Raw genomic sequence first — 15,997 nt, forward strand, 5'->3', positions numbered from 1 at the left:
GGGTTCAGTTCGTGGCGCTGCTGAATTACCGGTTGGGCCACAAGTGCGACACACCTATAGCTGGCATGGCCCTCGTGCTATGGTTCTCTTGCGCATCCATCTCCATCTTCCCGGTCAGATGACGCGAAAGTGAAGCGGATCCTGCTTCACCGGAACGTCAGTACGGGACGCCGAGGTGGGTGCGCTTTTCATTTCTGAGGGGTATGCCACCAGCTGGCCAAAGTTGCTTCCTGCTTGATGTCCGCGACAGTGAGCGCATGCGATTGCCAACTTTCCGGGTAGGACACGATTTCGCGGATTCGGATGACTAGCGTATGCGGATGGCCGTCAATGGATAGGGCGTCTCGATACCAGCAGATGACGTGCCGGGTTTCTATCATTCGTCGCCCGCTCCGAGCTGGGGCTTCCCGGCGGCAAAGGTAGCGATCCGGCACTTTGTCGAGAAACGCGTGAAGGTAGCGGGTGGCTAGTAGAGCGGAATGGCGCTGCTTCGCCGTCTTAGACCTGCGAGTGACATGGCGCCAGGCGAAGCGGCTGACCTTTAGTTCTCCAACAAGCGGATGGACCAGTCTCGTAGACTTTAGTCGCAAATAATCCACCTTCGCCAAAGGAAGAATTTTGCCTTCGTCGAATTTTCGGACTGTTTGGCACGCGTGTCGGTGGGCCCAAGTAGCATAGATAGCAAGGCGACTCAGATCGTATCGAAGAGACGGGCGGACGTAGTCGTTGAAAGCGACCTTGACTGCTGCCTTTCGCTTGGTCCGCGGATCTGAAGCGAACCAATAGACCCTATCCAACGGCGGGGGAGGGACCCACGCGATGAGCCCCGGCGTTCCTGTCCCGGTCAGGGCGTCTTTCGTATCGCCGTCTATGCTGAGCGTAATGTGGTCTTTTCCCCTTCGGCCGTAGGAAGGGCCGCTTTTTACCTGACAGCGAAGCGTTACCAACTCATTGGAACGGAATGCATTTCGAAAGGTCAGGTGCAAATCGACCTTGGCTGCGTCCTCATCCATTGATGCGTTGGAAACTTCCCCACAGGCGGCAATCCCTAACAAAGCTGCTGCGCGGCGAGCGCCACCGTCGCCAACTTCCTTTGTTGTTGCCATTTGCGCTCATACCCTCGTTTTCGGTGAAAGAATCACATTCCCGAAGCCCATTGCGTAGCAATGCACTGGCTTTCATGGGTCGTTTTAGGAACTCCATACCCGAAGGTCTCACATCCGCCCGGCGGTCGGCCGTCGGGCACGGACGATGCTGAGTTATGTGGCACTGATTCCCCGCAAAGAGGTTAGACCGAGGAACCACCCATCGCCAGCAGACCAAAGCGGCCACGGTCTGCCACGTGCGTGAACGTGGTGATCCGCGCGAAGTCGCCGATGGCCGCGGGCGGTGTCGAGTTCTCAATCACAATAAACTGCACGTGAGCCTTCAGGCTCGCCAGATGGCTGTAAAAATGTTCCGCAAGGCCGCTGCCGGCCAACGCAGCTTCGTCGTCAGACAACTGCCCATGACGCGAGGTGAGCGGCTCACGGTAGGTCAGCAGCGGTGTGTCTAGGACCAGGAACCCTGGGTGGGGCAGCCCGTTGTCGATACAATATACAATTACCGCCACGTTGAACGCAGCACGCAGGATCGCACGGACACCCTTGCCGTTGGCGGCGCGGCGCTTGCCCGCCACCGTCACATCGCCGCTGACGGTATCGAACTGCACCTTGTCCGCGTCAGGGAAATGCCAAGCCTTCAGTACGGCCTGGATGGTCTCACCGAAGCGGTATGCGGTGGTGGCATCGGCACCAACCTGAGGCGCTTCACGCTTGCCGGAAGTCGGCTCCTTGGCCAACTGCTCGCGTCGGACGACCAGCTCCGCTCGGCGCTGGTAAAGATCCAGCCAACGGACTACGTCAGCGCGCTTGGTCACGAGCGCAGCGTGACCGTTCCTCAGTGAAGCCTCCAGTGGGCGCGTCTGGCGAATTGACTCGTCGAGTCTACCGACTGTTTCGGAGAGCTGCTCGATCGTTTGCCCGAGACCGGCGAACTCGGCGTCGAGCGAAGCGGTGGTCTGGGCCAGCTCCAGTTGCTCACGCTCAATCTTGCGCACTTCTGCGGCGGCGGCAGTGTGCGCCATCGCAATCTCCTCGGCGGCGTGATTGTGCTTTTGCGCGTCAGCCGGCGCACCGCACACGGGACAATCCATGCCGGTCATCGCCACGAGAACGAAGCCACTTTCCTCGATCGATTGCAGTCGTTCCAGGTCCGAAACGTACACCGCTTTCAGTGAGGCAAAGCGTTGAAGGGTAAGATCCAACTCACCGGCACGTTGCTGTAACTCGTTACGGCGATCCATCACGGTGCGGCGCTCGGTCACGAAACCGTCCAGCGCTCCCTGGCTAGCCTGGACATCAGCCCACAGATCACGAGCGTTTTGCTCCAAGCGGCCCAACTGCTGCTCCAACTCGATTTGTGCGGGCGCGTTCTCGCCGAGCTCCGCTTCAACCTGGGTGATCATTTCATCGACCAGTTCAATCTTGGCAGCCTTGGCCACCTTGCGATCGGACTGCGTCTGAACTGCGACCGTGGCGCTGTCATCAACGCCTGTGACGAGTAGCTTGAACAGGTTTTGCTCGAAGGTGCGCTGGGCGGGCACACCCGAGGTAAATACTGGACTCTTCTCCGCAATAATGTCGCCTTCAGACACCACCATGTACGCCGACAACCGATTAATCGTTAGCGCATCCTTACTGCCGCTGGTGTTACGCACAATCGCCTTGCTCGCTAGCCCCAAGGCATCCAGCAGCAAGTGGGAAACAGTATCGGTGCGTTTGCTCTCATGCTTTTCGCGCAACATGATGCCTGCGTCAGCGGCAGCGCGGCTGACTAGGCCTTCAAAAATGCGCAGGTCGCCGCCACGTGCGGCGCGATAGAGCGTAACCTCGCGGCCATCCGGCATGACCAACCCGAGCCACACCTGGTCATAGGCCACGATCTGCTCAATCTCTGGCAGAGCCTTGCTCGCGCCGAGCATAAACAGGATGGCCTTCGTCGTGAACGACTTTCCTGTATTGGACGCCCCATAGATGATGTTGAGACCGTCGAAGAAAAGCAGTTCGGCCGGCGCCACGTGGGGGCCGGTAAACGTGAGGTGACGCAGGCGGATTCCACTCATGAGAGCGCCCCACCGGGCATCTCATTTGAACGGAACTCCGCCGTCCAGCGACCGATGCGCTGCTCGATCAGGCCCTTGATCTCGGCGGTATTCATGCCGCGAAAACGATCGGCGACCCACCGGGCCCTGTGCTTGAGCGCCTGTGAGTAGGGGGCTTGGAGCAGGACCAGGTAACTAGGCGCATTTTCACTGGCACAGTACTGAATTCCGCTATCCATTTCGTGCACCTCGACCAAGTGCATCTGCTGCATCATGCGCAAGCTCCGTTCGACAAGGGGTCGGCGAACAACCAGCTCGCCGGTCCGGTTGGGCAGAGCAGGGTGCAGGCTCGACGGCACGTTGTCGCCCTCCAGGTCGCCCGTATGAACGACCACGTAATCGAGCCAGGTCAGCTCCATCAAGTCGCAAGGACGCGGATAAAACGCTTCGAGCATCACTACCGCGCGAACGCCGGTTTCCAGCACACTATTGAAAGGATGTCCCGATGAGACGGGTGCCTCTACCGGTCCCATGGCAGGTGCCCTTCGTTGGCAAGCTGATGGCAGGTGCCCTGCTTGACCTTGGGGCCGGCGTGCCGGCCAAGCACGCCCGAGGCCTGCAATGCTGCTGCTTGCTGCATCACCTTGCCCAGCCGCGAATAGCCATTGGAATAGGTTTCGCGATGTGCGTCGATCACGCCGTGATAAATCTCGTCCTTGAAATTGGCCAAATACGCTTCCGGCGTGGAGTCACGATAGAAACGATCAAAGGCGACCGCGTCAAAAAAACGGATGCGCTGCTCGCGAAGGTGAGGGCCGAACTCGGCGCTGGCCAAGGCCGCTGTCGCACTGGCGTACGTCCCAGGTCCTTTCTCCTCATAAACCTTAAGCAACTGCTCCACGTACGCCGATTCGTCGGACTGAATTTCGTCCGGTACTGTACCGCGCGGCGACGGGCCCGGATCATCGTCGAACCATTTGACCAAGGCCACCTTGCAGGCGGCATCGTTTGCCAAGCGGACCGCATCAAACCAGTCGACATGAGTGAAATCAAATGCATTGATTACCGCCTCGATGGCCGGAGTCAATGCGATCGTTTTGTTCTCGACCAGACGGGGTGCGATGTCCTTATCCCAGCGCGCAAGGAAAGCGCTTCGAAACCGCTCCGGATGCGCAATGAAGTCCTGAACGGCTCTAACGACGCCCTGCGGCGCGACGAAAAAATAGGCCCGCGGCAGGGCGAACGCGCCGTCGGCGACGTGCATAAAGATTTTGCCCAGCTCAACGAACGCCGCCGTCTCTGACAGTCGTTTACTGAGCTGTTTGCACTGGTAGTTGTCCCACAAGCCTTCCATCCGCTGCGCAGTGGCGTAGCCCGTGACGTCTCGCCCCATGTCGCCGGTGCCGCGCCATAACTCGTGGCTATGGTAGTCCTTTACGCGCTGAGCGAGCCAATCGTTGACGAACTCCTCCAGCTCATCCGCACCTAAGGCGCTGATCAAAATTGCGTGGTTCCGTCGCAACGCTTGTCCCCTTTGATCCTTTCAGCCCATTATGCCGCGACCCGCGCCAGCAGGTAACAGGCATGGCGCAGTCCGATTCGCCACCGCGACCGCACGTCCCCTTCGAGGCGCGCCTCGATCGCGCCCAGCCGTCGCCATGCCCTCCTCTTGAGGTGATCTAGGCCATTATCGTCCAGTATTTGGCGGGCGCCCGGGGGAAGGAGCGTCACGATGCCCTATGCGACGCCCGGTGTTTGCAGGGCTTGCCACCGGCCCACTGCGCACAACCAAGCAAAGTTTGAATGATCAATTTCATGAGATGTTGGCCAAAATCAATGCTGAGCGATCCGGTGTCAACGGATGACGCCATGCAAGCGAAATAGACGGACAAAAAAACCAAACACAGTGGCGGGTGCTTGTTCTTCCATCAATTGTGATGCACCAAACCGATAGACCTCATAACCGGACAGGCGCATTTCACGATCAGCCTCAACCATCCGCGCATATCGCCGCGGATCCGCTCTTCCGTTTTCCGAGTAGTGTTGCTGGCCGTCAACTTCAACCACGGCACGGACGTTGTTGGGTAAGAGCAGCAAGAAGTCCATTCGGGAATGGAGTAGTGCATCTCGCCCTCGCATTCGAATCGTCTTGGGATCCCAGTGCAGCCAGACCTCGGGGAGGAGCGCCGGCAGGTGTAGTGAGTCTGTCTTGAATCCGTTATAGAAGCCATCGAACAACGCCATTTGAGGCGGCGACGAATCTGGAAGGCTTGCTCGCAAGCGTCGATAGAGCGTTTTCTTTGCTCGATCATCATCATCGAACTTCTGACTGTCCTTCCACCAGGATTGAAGGTCAGCCCAGCGCAACCCGTCGTGTCCAATGGGACGGTCGTAAATCAGTACTTGGTCAGCGCCAGTCACGATTTCGATGTCGTTGTCGATGGCGTCCCGGAACCTTAGATCCGGCTTTATCGACGATGCAAAGATCAGGTTTTTGGGTCGCCCGCGTGGCGTCGCATGGACTGAAACCACCTCGAAAGTAGGATATCCGCCCTCGCTTCCCGTTTCCTGAAGCTCAAGGCCCTGTTTTTTTAGTGGACCATTGACTTGCTCGACGAAGCGGCGCTGTTCATCCTCATTAGGCCTAACATCAGGGGATGCTAATCCCTCTAGAAACAGCGCAAAGCGATGGTCTGATGCTTCGAATGCACTGAGATTGTCAAAGAGCTCGACGCCAGACCAGTCGGGATTGCGATGGACGTGCTGTTCGATTTCTCCTCGCAAACTCCGATCCGGGAGACCAAGGATGGTGGAGACCGCTTGGATCGGATCATCACCAAGCACCCAGAGATCGGTCAGCAGCGCGTCGAAATGGCGAGCGTCAATAAAGAGATCGGAATGCCCCAGCGTCTCCGCGATCTCCCGCCTGGTGCGCTTGGGAATCTCTGGATAGCCAGCATCAGCCCACAGCGCATCCTGCAAGGCGTTGCGATCTGCGGCTCGTATAGGGAAAGCGGAAAGCAGTTGGTTGGACAGCCCTTCTGCTTGGTCATCCGAGATGCCTTCAATCGCTTCTGCGGAACGCTCGGCCTTAGTCTTCGCCGGGTCAGGAATTGGGAGTCCCACCTTTTGGCAGGTGGCTGATATTCCGTTATGCGTACAGAAGCCGAGCTGGTAGCGCAACACCTCACGCACCACCTCGCCAAGACGTTTCAGATCCATTCGTTTCCCTTCGCATGGCGAGGTCGGGCCATTGTGCAGCGACGAGCTTGCTTGCGCATCCCGGTCAGATCTGTGCGCGATCATCTTCTAATCGTCGATGCCCGTCATGAACACAGCAGAGACCAACTGAACACCATTACATCCAATGCAGCGATCTATTTGAGCAAGCGTGCCGCAGGATTGTCTTCCGCCTGACCCGACTGAAAGTACCCAATCACGCTCGCCACCGAACGGTGTTCCGTCATCGCCATAACGGCGGGCAGCGGCACGCCTTGCTTCCCTGCCTCGGTGACAAAGCCTGATCGCAGACTGTGCGCTCCAAAATCCCCCTTCAGCCCCGCCAAGGCGGCCCGTCGCTTGACGATCGTCGCCACCGATCCAGGTAGTAGGGCAGGGCCGACCCGATCCTTCCAGATTCGCCGAAAAATCGCCCCCTCGCGAATCCCTGCCGCCGCCAGCCACGCCGAAAGCGCCTGGGCGCTAATCCCCAGGATCGGCTTATCCGGCGTCGAATCCACCGTCACTCCGGCCTGTTGCGTCTTCGAATACTCCAGCCGATAAATGTAGCCCTCGTCCCCGGTCTTGCGCAGGTCCCGCATATCAGCGGCAGCAATCTCGCTGCGCCGACGACCGCCACTGGCGAAGCCGAAGCAGAGCAGGGCACGATCACGCAGGCCTTCCAGTGTGTCATCGCAGGTCGCCAACATGGCTTCCAGCTCCGGGCGCGTGATAGCCGTCTTCTTGGTCGGTCGTTCGCCACGTTTGACCGCCGCGCGCCGCGCGCGGCTCAGCAATGTGCGGACGCTGGCCGACTCACATGGATTGGCGAGCCGCTTGAGCTTATGCGCCGTCGACAGCACGGCTACGCGCTGGGTCACGGTCGAAAGCTTGAGCGGCCCGAGTTTCGCCTTGAGACCGGCCGTGACCAACACCTGGTCGATCGCCGGCGGCAGTTCGCTGACCAGGCCGGTCTTGTTCTTGCGCTGGATGTGATCGACCAGGAACTGGATCACCACGGCCTCACTTACCGGCAGTGTCAGCTCGACACCAAACCGGGCCTGGTGCCAGCCAGCCCAGTAGCGCAGGGCGGCGGCGTAACTGCGCGTGGTGTTGGCCGCAGCCGCCTCAGCGAGGAGTTCGCGCACCGCGTCGGCCGCTTGCTGGGCCAACTGTTCCGGCAGCACCAAGCCGGCAGCGGGTACGGTGAGGACGGGTGAGGTGGATTTATGCTTCATATTATGTAATGTATATTACGAAATCAGGCGCTTACTAGTGATAATCATCACTTATCGCCAGTACGTCAAGCCTAGGGCAGGGCGCCGATCGAGGAGACTAATTTCATGGCACGAGGTGTCACCCAAGAGCAGGTCAACGCCGCCGCCGACGCCATCCTCGGCGCCGGTGAAAATCCCACGGTGGAAAAAGTGCGTGCGGAGCTCGGCACCGGCTCGCCCAACACTGTCACGCGGATGCTCGATACGTGGCGCGGTGGCTTGGCCGAACGCCTCCAGAAAGTCCTGCAGCTCCCTGAACTCCCGGTGGAAGCCGGGCAGGCGATGACTACGCTGTGGCAATTGGCGGTGGAGCATGCCGAGCGCCTGCTCCAGGCCCGGCTGGCCGAGGACAGAGCCGCCCTTTCGGCGAACGAGGCCCGTCTCGCCGAGGAACGCACACGCTGGGCAGCGACACTGACCGAGGCCGAAACGGTCGTCGCCCAGGCACGGACACTCCAAGAATTGGCCGAACATGCCTGCGCTAACCTGGACAGCCAGCTCCGCGATAGCCATGCCCTTCGGGAGGATCTGGTCCAGCAGCGGGATCGGTTGCAGGCGATGGTCGATCATCAACTGGGTGAGCTCGAAGCTCTTCAGGGCGACAAGGCCGCCCGTCTCGTCTCTTTGGAGCAGGAACGGGAACGCATCGCGGCGCACGTCCAAGCCATGGAAGATCGAGCGCATCAGGAAGTGGATCGTGCCCGACAAGAGACCAAACAGTGGCAGCACCGCCACGAAGCGGCCGAGCGAAGCTATCGCGGGGCCCTTAAAGCGCTTGAGGCGCGATGCGAAGCACTGCAGAAGCAGTCACAGCATGCTGAGAAAGAAGTCGCCCGCCTCTCGGGGCAAGTCTCGGCGCTCGAAACTTCGCTGGCGGCGGCCAATGCCGTCCGGAAAACGAAGCGTACTCCGCGAGCGGCCGGGTCATCGAAGGTTGCCCTGACCAAGAGGCCGAAGTGAAGACGAGGGTTGGCAGGGATTTGGCCAAAAAACGGCAATCCCACCTCCAAGCCCTGTCGCGCGTAGGAATCCACGGTCGGATTCTTGCGTCGCGGCGCCGAAGGTGTAGGATTAAATCCTACGATTCTAGAGGGCTGCATATGCGCTCCACACAACAGTTCAGCATCACCCTCCCCAACGAGATGGCCGAGCTCGTGCGGTCCAAGGTGGCAGCGGGCGAGTACGCCACCGAAAGCGAGGTCATTCGCGATGGGCTGCGCACGCTTGCGGCACGCGATAAGGCGGTCGAGGCGTGGCTGCGCGACCAGGTGGTGCCGGCCGCGCAGGCGTTGCAGGCGGACCCGTCTCGCGGGCTTTCGGTAGACCAGGTGCGCGAACATCTCACTCGGAAGCGGTCGACGCGACGTGGCGGTCCGGCCGCGTGACCTTTACCGTCATCTTCGCTCCAGAGGCCATCGATCGCCTCGATGCGATTGAACAGTACATCGCTGACGCCGGTGTTCCAGTTGCCGGTGCCGACTACGTGGATGCCATCGTCGCGTTCTGCCAGAGCTTGGCCACGTTCCCCCTGCGGGGCACGAAGCGTGACGACCTAGTGCCTGGACTGCGCATCACCAACTACCGCGGCCCCGCCTTAGAATCCCGATCTTCGCAGGTGAATGCGCGCTGTCAGGCATTACGTAATTACGTATTACGTAACGCAGTACGGAATAAAAGCAGCGCGGCAAAAGTTGCGCTGCGGCGCTTGCCGCTCAGTCACTTGCGGGTCGAATTGCCGGTTTTTGGCCGAATCCCTGCCAACCCTCAAATTGGCCAAAATTACTGTCGCAAAAAGCAAACCAGCGCCCAGCAAAAGAAGGCCATCGAAATGATCGCCGCATCCTGCGTGGCTTACACGGCAGTCGGCTGATCCCAGCAAAGTTGTGACTTCTCGTCGGCTTGTTCGAGGAGGTCACTAAAGTTGTGACCTAAGCGCCGCAGACGAGAACCCAAGGAAAAGCGGCTTATCCAGAGGCTAGATCACGAGATTAGTTGGGGAACCTGCGGACGGCGCATTTCGGGCAGCGGCCGATGTGTTTGTTGAGGATCCGGATCGGGTCATCCAGTTGGCTCGCAAACACGCCGTTTTCGATCCCAATTTGTATTGGTAAGCCCTGCCTAGATAGGGCTTGTGCACTTTTGGTGTGGCTGCGCCCGGTGCGGAGGGTGAAGCAGGTGCGGCAGTTTGTGGGCCCAAAAGTGCGGCAGCTTGTCGGCAGGCCGGTGTCGGCTGTGGGCGCTTGAACCACCAATTTCGCGGCAGTTTGTCGGCGTCGACGATGAGAATGGGGCTGGTTGTTGGCCAATATCCGCCTCGGCGGCACCTTGTTGGCGGCTAGGAGGCGGTTTCTTCGGCTTGGCGGTGGCAGTTCGTTGTCCTCAGACATCACGGAAGCCTTCGGGGGAGATGTACCAGAGGCGCTTGCGGGGCCGTCTGGGGGCCTTGGCGTTTGCGCATAATGTATATTATGTAAAATTACAAAATGACTTGGTCGGCTGATGTCTGCGGTCCCAATAGATAGATGTATACAGTTTTACTGTATATAATGCTGAACATAATTTTGATTAGCTAGAGTGAAGCCATGCCCGAAATTGCCAACAAGGAAGTCGTCCGCCGCTTCAATATCGAGGTCATCCAGGAAGGCCGACGTGAGGCCTTTGACGCGTTAATGGCTTCCGATTTCGTCAATCGGTCGGCACCGGCCGGCACACCCAACGATGCGGAAAGCATGTGGAACACGTTTAAGAACATGCTCCACCCGGCGTTGACGGACCTTACCGTGATCATTCACGAACAGATTGCCGAAGACGACAAAGTCAGTACGCGCAAGACCATCCATGGCGTTCATACCGGACAACTGCTGGGAATCGCTCCGACCGGTAACGCGATTTCGATCGATGTGATCGACGTCGTACGTGTACGTGACGGGCGATATATCGAGCATTGGGGAATCAACAGCTTGTCGAGTGTGCTGGCGGGACTCAGGGCTTGAAGCGGCACGGAACAAACTTCGCACCTGACGACGATATCTTCGGGTTGGCGGAGCGCATGCGGCAGGTGCTGGGCGATTTCGTTCGAGCTGCACGCGCGCAAGCAGACACCCCGAGTACAGCCCGTGCGGAAACACTAGGCCTTCTCGATCGCGAAGGAGCGATGAGTACCGCCGCACTGGCCGAGCGTCGCAGCGTCAAGCATCAGAGTATGCGTCTGGTCGTCGCTCAGCTTAAGGCAGATGGGTTGATCGGACAGACTGCGGCCCCCCACGACCGTCGAAGTCAGTTGGTGACTCTCACGACAAGAGGGCACGCTGCGCTAATCAAGGACCGCCGAGCTCGTGCCGAATGGCTTGCCGCGGCTTTGCGCAACCAAGTAACTCCGCAGGAGCACCAGACGCTTGATGCTGCGGTCTCCATTTTGAGAAGGATTGCGATGGCTTCTTGGTGCGAAGGATCGGAGGACAATTAGTGCTCCGTAGCTAGTTGCGGACTAACCGCGTACCCCTACGTGAAGGAGCGCGCCGCCTCCCCTCACCCTCGCAAGTCAACTCCGGACCTCCGCGTACGCAGCTGTGCAAGCACTTGATCGCGTATGGCGATGAGGCACGCGATCGACTCGTTGTGTTTCAAAGGAACAATGGTGCGATCAGCTTATGACAAGGTTAAGTGGAAGGCGACAGCACTCGTGTCTCTTACACGATCGGCACCTGGCTGACGTTGTTCTTCGGGTCCATCCAGAACGATTCGTTGACGAAGCGGCCGAAGATTTCGCGTGGCAGGATCGAGGTGCGTTCGACCGGCTCCACTTTCGGGCGCACGGCGTGCAAACCCGGCATGCCGACGCGGGCGTCGAATTCGTCCGCGGCATAGGCGATGTGATCGAAGTCGTGCTCGAACCAGGGTTCGCCGAGGAACTGGTAGACCGCGCGCATGGCCGCGGCGGGATTGCGCACCAGGCTTTCGTAGGTCAGCAACAGCAAGTGGCCTGGCGCGTATTGGCCGTAGAACGCATCCTTGGTGGCCTGGAAGGCGAAGCCGACCATGCCGCGTGGATCCGTCAGTGCCTCGACGCGCGAGTACACCGTGGTATTGGTGTCGAAGCGGAATACCTTACTGACGCCGACCGGCTGTTTGCGCACCAGGCGTTCCATGCTGTCCAGCACCCATGACAGCTGACGCACGCAGGCGATGACCTTCGCTTCCGGAAACAGCGTGTCGAGCATCGGCATTCGGCTGCACCACAGCCGACTGGTATCGAACACCACCGCGGCATCCGCCTGCCCTTCGTAGAAGTTCTCGACCAGGCCACGCAACATCGCGGCACGCTGCGCGTCGGAGACGTCGAACGAAAAATCGTTCTTGCTGCTCGCCTCGGCGATCACCACGCCCATGATGTCGGCCAGCGGGCTGGTCATGCCGGCGCGAAAACGCGGGTTCTGGTTGAGGATCGCGGCCAGCAGCGTGCTGCCTGAGCGTGGCAGCCCCGAGATGAAGTGGAACTTCCGGGCGGGTTTCGCGATGTCGGATGCGGCTGGCATGCAGGCACTCTCCTCTGGATCGGTGGTGTGGATGGCGCAATCGTGTTCCGCTCGGGGTGTCTGTCGGCTGGAACGCGATCAGGCTACACGGTGGGCGCGGTGGACGCGCGGATGCACATTTCGTAGTCGACCTCGACCATCTTCGGCTCGCCCTTGTTCAACACCCGCAGCAGCAATTCCTGGGTGGCACGCCGGCCCATCTCGCGCACGGGCTGGTGGATGGTGGTCAGCGGTGGCCACACCTGGGTTGCAATGGTCGTGTCGTCGAATCCGCAGATGGACATGTCGCGCGGGATCGATACGCCGGCTTCCGCAGCGGCCCAGATCGCACCGACGGCCATGTCGTCGTCGGCCGCGAAGATCGCGGTCGGCCGCTGCGGCAACGCCAGCAACTGGCGCATGGCAGCCACGCCCGACTCGAAGGAAAACCGGCCCTGCACCATGTACGCGGGGTCTTCTTTCAGTCCGGCGCGCTTGAGTCCGTCCCGATAGCCCGCCAGTCGCCAGATGCCGGCGCCATGTTCCGGGTCGCCCAGAATATGCGCGATGTGCCGATGGCCCAGTGACACCAGGTGATCCACCATCGCTGCGGCGGCTTCGCGCTCGCGCAGTATCACGCCAATGCATGTCTCCGGGTGCCGCGGCGCGATCGAGGCGAACGGCACACCGTGCTGGCGCAGGCATTCCAGCAGTTGCGGATGATCCGTGAGCGGCGGCGTGAGGATCAGTCCGTCGGGCTGGTGCCGCGTGAGAATGTCCTCGATCCGCTCGACGAAATCTGCCGAGGTGGAGACCAGCGGCTGCACCATCATGCTGTAGTGCTGCGCCTCGCACGCCTCCAGCACGCCGGCCTGCACTTCCATGATGTAACTGGGCGAACGGTTGTCGTACAGCAGACCGATCATGAAGGAGCGGTTGGTCGCCAGGCTGCGCGCCGAGGTCAGCGGGCGGTAATTGAGCTCCGCCACCACGGACAGCACGCGCTGGCGCATCGACTTGCTGACGTTCGGATCGTTGTTGAGTACCCGTGAAATGGTCTTTTTCGACGTCCCCACCGCACGGGCGACATCGCTGATGGTCACGCGCGTCATGAAAGTCCGCCCTGATTCAATGCGTCCTGATTCAACGGGATTTCCCTTGCGAAGCGTTCGATTGGCTCCCCATGACAACCGGAAAGCTCCGGGTGGGAACGTTCCAGCCGCCTACCTCGATGACCGGCGCTGCCGTCCCCTGCCCCGCGTAACGCGCGGTCAGGGTGATCGATTCGCCAGGCCACAGCGTGACGTCATTGTCACTCCACAGGATCGGCAGCGCGAGCTTGCCGTGTGCGGACTGTTTGATCGACACATGCTGGAACAATGCCACGGTCCTGGCCGATGCGGGCACGCTCAAGGTGACGGTAACAACGTTGTCACTCCCTTCGTGGCGCATCGTGGCCCTGGCTTCGCTTGTCGCGGCCGGCAGCGACTGCAATGCGGTCAGATCCTCGTATCGCGTCACCGGCGTCAGGTACCAGTTCGAATGCGCCCAGTCGAGCTTGTCGGCTTGGGTGGACAGCCAGTACACATTTCGGCTGACCGGTTTGCCGTCGGCGGAGGTGAGCGCAAGTTCGACGAAGTACGTGGGCGACAAGTCGGTCGGCATCGGCAAGGTCGCCAGTTGCCGCGCGCTGTTGCCGGCGAGATCGATGTCATGCAGCTGCCGCTGGTAGCGTACGCGACCATCCAGGTTGCGTACGCGAATGCTCGCGTTCAAGCCGTGCTCGCGGGTCGAGGTCTGGTTCACCAGCATGATCGCGTGGGTGTCGTACGCATACTGGATGTGCACCGGCTCGTTGGCCTTCTTGGCGCCGAAGTAGGCGCCGGCCGGATTCATGTAGTAGTCGTACAGATGCCAGTGCAGCGAAGGCCACGCATTGTTGAGCATCCAGTAGATCACGCCGGTCGACGGATTGGCCGCGTCCATGTGCGCGTTGTACGCCTCGAACTGGGCGCGGGTGTTGTCGTAATTGTCGAGCTGGGCCTTGGCGACGTAGTCCGCCAGGTCCTTGGGCGCGCCATAGCGCTTGGCCAGCGCGGTATCGAACGGCGCGATGCTGGCGAATGGCGACCATGCGGCTGAGGCGTGGTATTGCCGCAGCTCGGGATACTTCCACAGTGCTTCCTGCTCCTGCGGCGACAGCATGCGGACGAGGTCTTCCAGTCGCGGGATGTCGGCACCCGCGCTGGTCTCGGAATTGAAACCGAACGCACCGCCCAGTTTGTCGGCATACCAGTAGGACGGCGGAACCCATGCGTAAGGCCCGCTCATCTTCATGCCGGAAGGGCCGGTTTCGGCGGTGGCCTGGGCAGATGCCGCGGCAATGATCGGTGTCGACCAGTCTTCGGCGTGCAAGGTGTCGACATACATTTTCGCGACGGCCGGCGGCAGCGCATTGTCGCTGCCGATCAGGAAGCCGATCACCGAGGGATGATTGCGCAGCAGTCGTGCCTCGCTGGCCATGGAGGCTTGGGCCACCTTCAGGTCGGCGGCATCCCATGGTGCCCCACCCGTCTTGGCCGCCGACTCCCATTTGTCGCAACACTCCCATCCGGCCAGGACCATGATGCCGTCGCGGTCAGCCAGGTCGTAGAAACGCGAGTTCTCCAGCTTGCCTTCACTGCGAATGGTGTTGAGCCCGAGGTTGCGGATGTAGCTGAACTCGGCCTCCATGCGTTTGGGGTTGTCGCGCAGGAACATGTCCGGCGCCCAGCCCGCGCCACGAATCAGCAGCGGCTTGCCGTTGATCACGAACTGGCGATAGCCCTGCTTTGTCAGCCGGGAACTGACGCTGCGTATGCCGAACCTTGTCTCTGCCCGATCGGAGACCGCGCCATCGACGGTTGCGCTCATCTGCAAGGCGTACAACGGATGGGCGCCCATGCCGATCGGCCACCAGACGTTGGGATGATCGAGGTCGAGGCCGGGGTCGGTTTCGGGTGTGAACGACACGGTCTGCGTCTGGCCTGGTGCCAGGCGGATTGTCTGGCGCAGCGAAACGCCGGCCACCGTGCCGGTGATCGTTGCCTCGTGTGCCACGGTATCGAGGTTCCGAGCCTGCACTTTCACAGTCAGTGCGGCATGCGTGAGATCCGGCAGCGACAGCGTCGGTGTCACCTGCGGGAAGCGCAGCTCGACCGGCCCGCTGCGCACGATGTCCACGCCCCGCCACGGCCCCATGTTGTTGTCCGGCGGCGTCGGGTTCCAGTCGACCCAGCCGATCGACAGGCTCCTGCGCGGGTCGGCCGGATGCACGCGCAAGGCGAGAACGTTGTTGCCCGCATGCACCCAGCGCGTCACGTCGAGCAGGTGCACGGGATAGGCACCGGCAACGGCGGCATGGTCGGCGACTTGATGGCCGTTCACCCACACATCGGCACTCGCGATGATGCCGTTGGTACGCAGCAAGGTGTGCATCCCGGCCGCATCCTTGGCCAGCGTGAATTCGGTGCGGTACCACCAGGGATTCACGAACAGGTTGCCGCTGGCATCGGGCACCTGCACCGCGCGCAGGTTGTCGCTGTAGAACACGTTCTTGTACGTGCCGTTTTCCAGCAGCCCGGCCATCACCGTCGCGCGGCCACTCACCGGATACCAGCCGTGGGTGGAAAAGCCCGATGATGAAATCGCGGCGCCGTCTTGCTGCGCCTTGGCGCTGGACTGGATTTGCCATTGGGCCACGGCCGTCGTGGAACCTGCCCCACCGTCCACCTGCGTGGGCGAGAAAGCGGTTTTGGCATGAAGCGGGGCGGCCATGGACGCAGCCAGAGCCAGCATCGCCGCGC

Annotated in this window: 14 protein-coding genes; 5 read left to right on the top strand and 9 right to left on the bottom strand. The window is 60.7% G+C overall.

All coding sequences use genetic code 11. From position 1 onward, the window contains the following. Nucleotides 1–188: 188 nt before the first annotated feature. The 6 genes from AB7849_RS17415 to AB7849_RS17440 all read right to left on the bottom strand — a co-directional run bounded on the left by AB7849_RS17415 (nt 189) and on the right by AB7849_RS17440 (nt 7,599). Nucleotides 189–1,106 carry a hypothetical protein gene (locus tag AB7849_RS17415; protein ID WP_157618169.1) on the bottom strand — a complete coding sequence of 306 codons (918 nt, stop codon included), beginning with the start codon at nt 1,104–1,106 and terminating at the stop codon, nt 189–191. Between the two features lie 182 nt (nt 1,107–1,288). Next, on the bottom strand, nt 1,289–3,163 hold the full coding sequence (locus AB7849_RS17420; RefSeq protein ID WP_008214270.1) for a hypothetical protein: 1,875 nt from the start codon (nt 3,161–3,163) through the stop codon (nt 1,289–1,291). Continuing rightward, entirely contained in the window at nt 3,160–3,675 is a 516-nt protein-coding gene (locus tag AB7849_RS17425; protein ID WP_050984358.1) for an ABC-three component system middle component 2, read from the bottom strand. The genes AB7849_RS17420 and AB7849_RS17425 overlap by 4 nt, the downstream gene beginning before the upstream one ends. Beyond that, nucleotides 3,663–4,643 carry an ABC-three component system protein gene (locus tag AB7849_RS17430; RefSeq protein ID WP_008214268.1) on the bottom strand — a complete coding sequence of 327 codons (981 nt, stop codon included), beginning with the start codon at nt 4,641–4,643 and terminating at the stop codon, nt 3,663–3,665. The genes AB7849_RS17425 and AB7849_RS17430 overlap by 13 nt, the downstream gene beginning before the upstream one ends. A 353-nt stretch (nt 4,644–4,996) precedes the next feature. Further along, the gene (locus tag AB7849_RS17435; RefSeq protein WP_008214266.1) at nt 4,997–6,364 is read right to left on the bottom strand and encodes a hypothetical protein; all 1,368 of its coding nucleotides are present in this window, start codon (nt 6,362–6,364) and stop codon (nt 4,997–4,999) included. A gap of 155 nt (nt 6,365–6,519) precedes the next feature. After that, a complete protein-coding gene (locus AB7849_RS17440; RefSeq protein ID WP_008214264.1) occupies nt 6,520–7,599 on the bottom strand; it encodes a site-specific integrase in 1,080 nt (359 codons plus the stop codon). Between the two features lie 105 nt (nt 7,600–7,704). Between AB7849_RS17440 and AB7849_RS17445 the strand changes: the two genes are divergently transcribed. The 5 genes from AB7849_RS17445 (at nt 7,705) to AB7849_RS17465 (ending at nt 11,104) form a co-directional block, all read left to right on the top strand. Beyond that, the gene (locus AB7849_RS17445; protein ID WP_008214262.1) at nt 7,705–8,598 is read left to right on the top strand and encodes a DNA-binding protein; all 894 of its coding nucleotides are present in this window, start codon (nt 7,705–7,707) and stop codon (nt 8,596–8,598) included. Between the two features lie 140 nt (nt 8,599–8,738). Next, entirely contained in the window at nt 8,739–9,023 is a 285-nt protein-coding gene (locus AB7849_RS17450; RefSeq protein ID WP_008214260.1) for a type II toxin-antitoxin system ParD family antitoxin, read from the top strand. Then, a complete protein-coding gene (locus AB7849_RS17455; RefSeq protein WP_369501449.1) occupies nt 9,020–9,508 on the top strand; it encodes a type II toxin-antitoxin system RelE/ParE family toxin in 489 nt (162 codons plus the stop codon). The genes AB7849_RS17450 and AB7849_RS17455 overlap by 4 nt, the downstream gene beginning before the upstream one ends. A gap of 712 nt (nt 9,509–10,220) precedes the next feature. Next, nucleotides 10,221–10,631: an ester cyclase gene (locus tag AB7849_RS17460; RefSeq protein WP_008214258.1), complete on the top strand. Its 411-nt coding sequence runs from the start codon at nt 10,221–10,223 to the stop codon at nt 10,629–10,631. A gap of 56 nt (nt 10,632–10,687) precedes the next feature. Further along, nucleotides 10,688–11,104 carry a MarR family winged helix-turn-helix transcriptional regulator gene (locus tag AB7849_RS17465; protein ID WP_369501456.1) on the top strand — a complete coding sequence of 139 codons (417 nt, stop codon included), beginning with the start codon at nt 10,688–10,690 and terminating at the stop codon, nt 11,102–11,104. 223 nt (nt 11,105–11,327) lie between these two features. Here AB7849_RS17465 and AB7849_RS17470 read toward each other — a convergent pair whose 3' ends face one another. From AB7849_RS17470 to AB7849_RS17480, 3 genes are all read right to left on the bottom strand, one after another. Further along, complete coding sequence (locus AB7849_RS17470) at nt 11,328–12,173, bottom strand: sulfotransferase family protein (RefSeq protein WP_008214253.1); 846 nt, start codon at nt 12,171–12,173, stop codon at nt 11,328–11,330. A gap of 83 nt (nt 12,174–12,256) precedes the next feature. Continuing rightward, nucleotides 12,257–13,264: a LacI family DNA-binding transcriptional regulator gene (locus AB7849_RS17475; protein ID WP_008214250.1), complete on the bottom strand. Its 1,008-nt coding sequence runs from the start codon at nt 13,262–13,264 to the stop codon at nt 12,257–12,259. A 31-nt stretch (nt 13,265–13,295) separates the two neighbouring features. Beyond that, the gene (locus AB7849_RS17480; RefSeq protein ID WP_008214248.1) at nt 13,296–15,968 is read right to left on the bottom strand and encodes a glycoside hydrolase family 2; all 2,673 of its coding nucleotides are present in this window, start codon (nt 15,966–15,968) and stop codon (nt 13,296–13,298) included. Nucleotides 15,969–15,997 lie beyond the last annotated feature (29 nt).

Source organism: Rhodanobacter sp. FW021-MT20 (genome assembly GCF_041107475.1).
Lineage (GTDB): Bacteria > Pseudomonadota > Gammaproteobacteria > Xanthomonadales > Rhodanobacteraceae > Rhodanobacter_A > Rhodanobacter_A glycinis.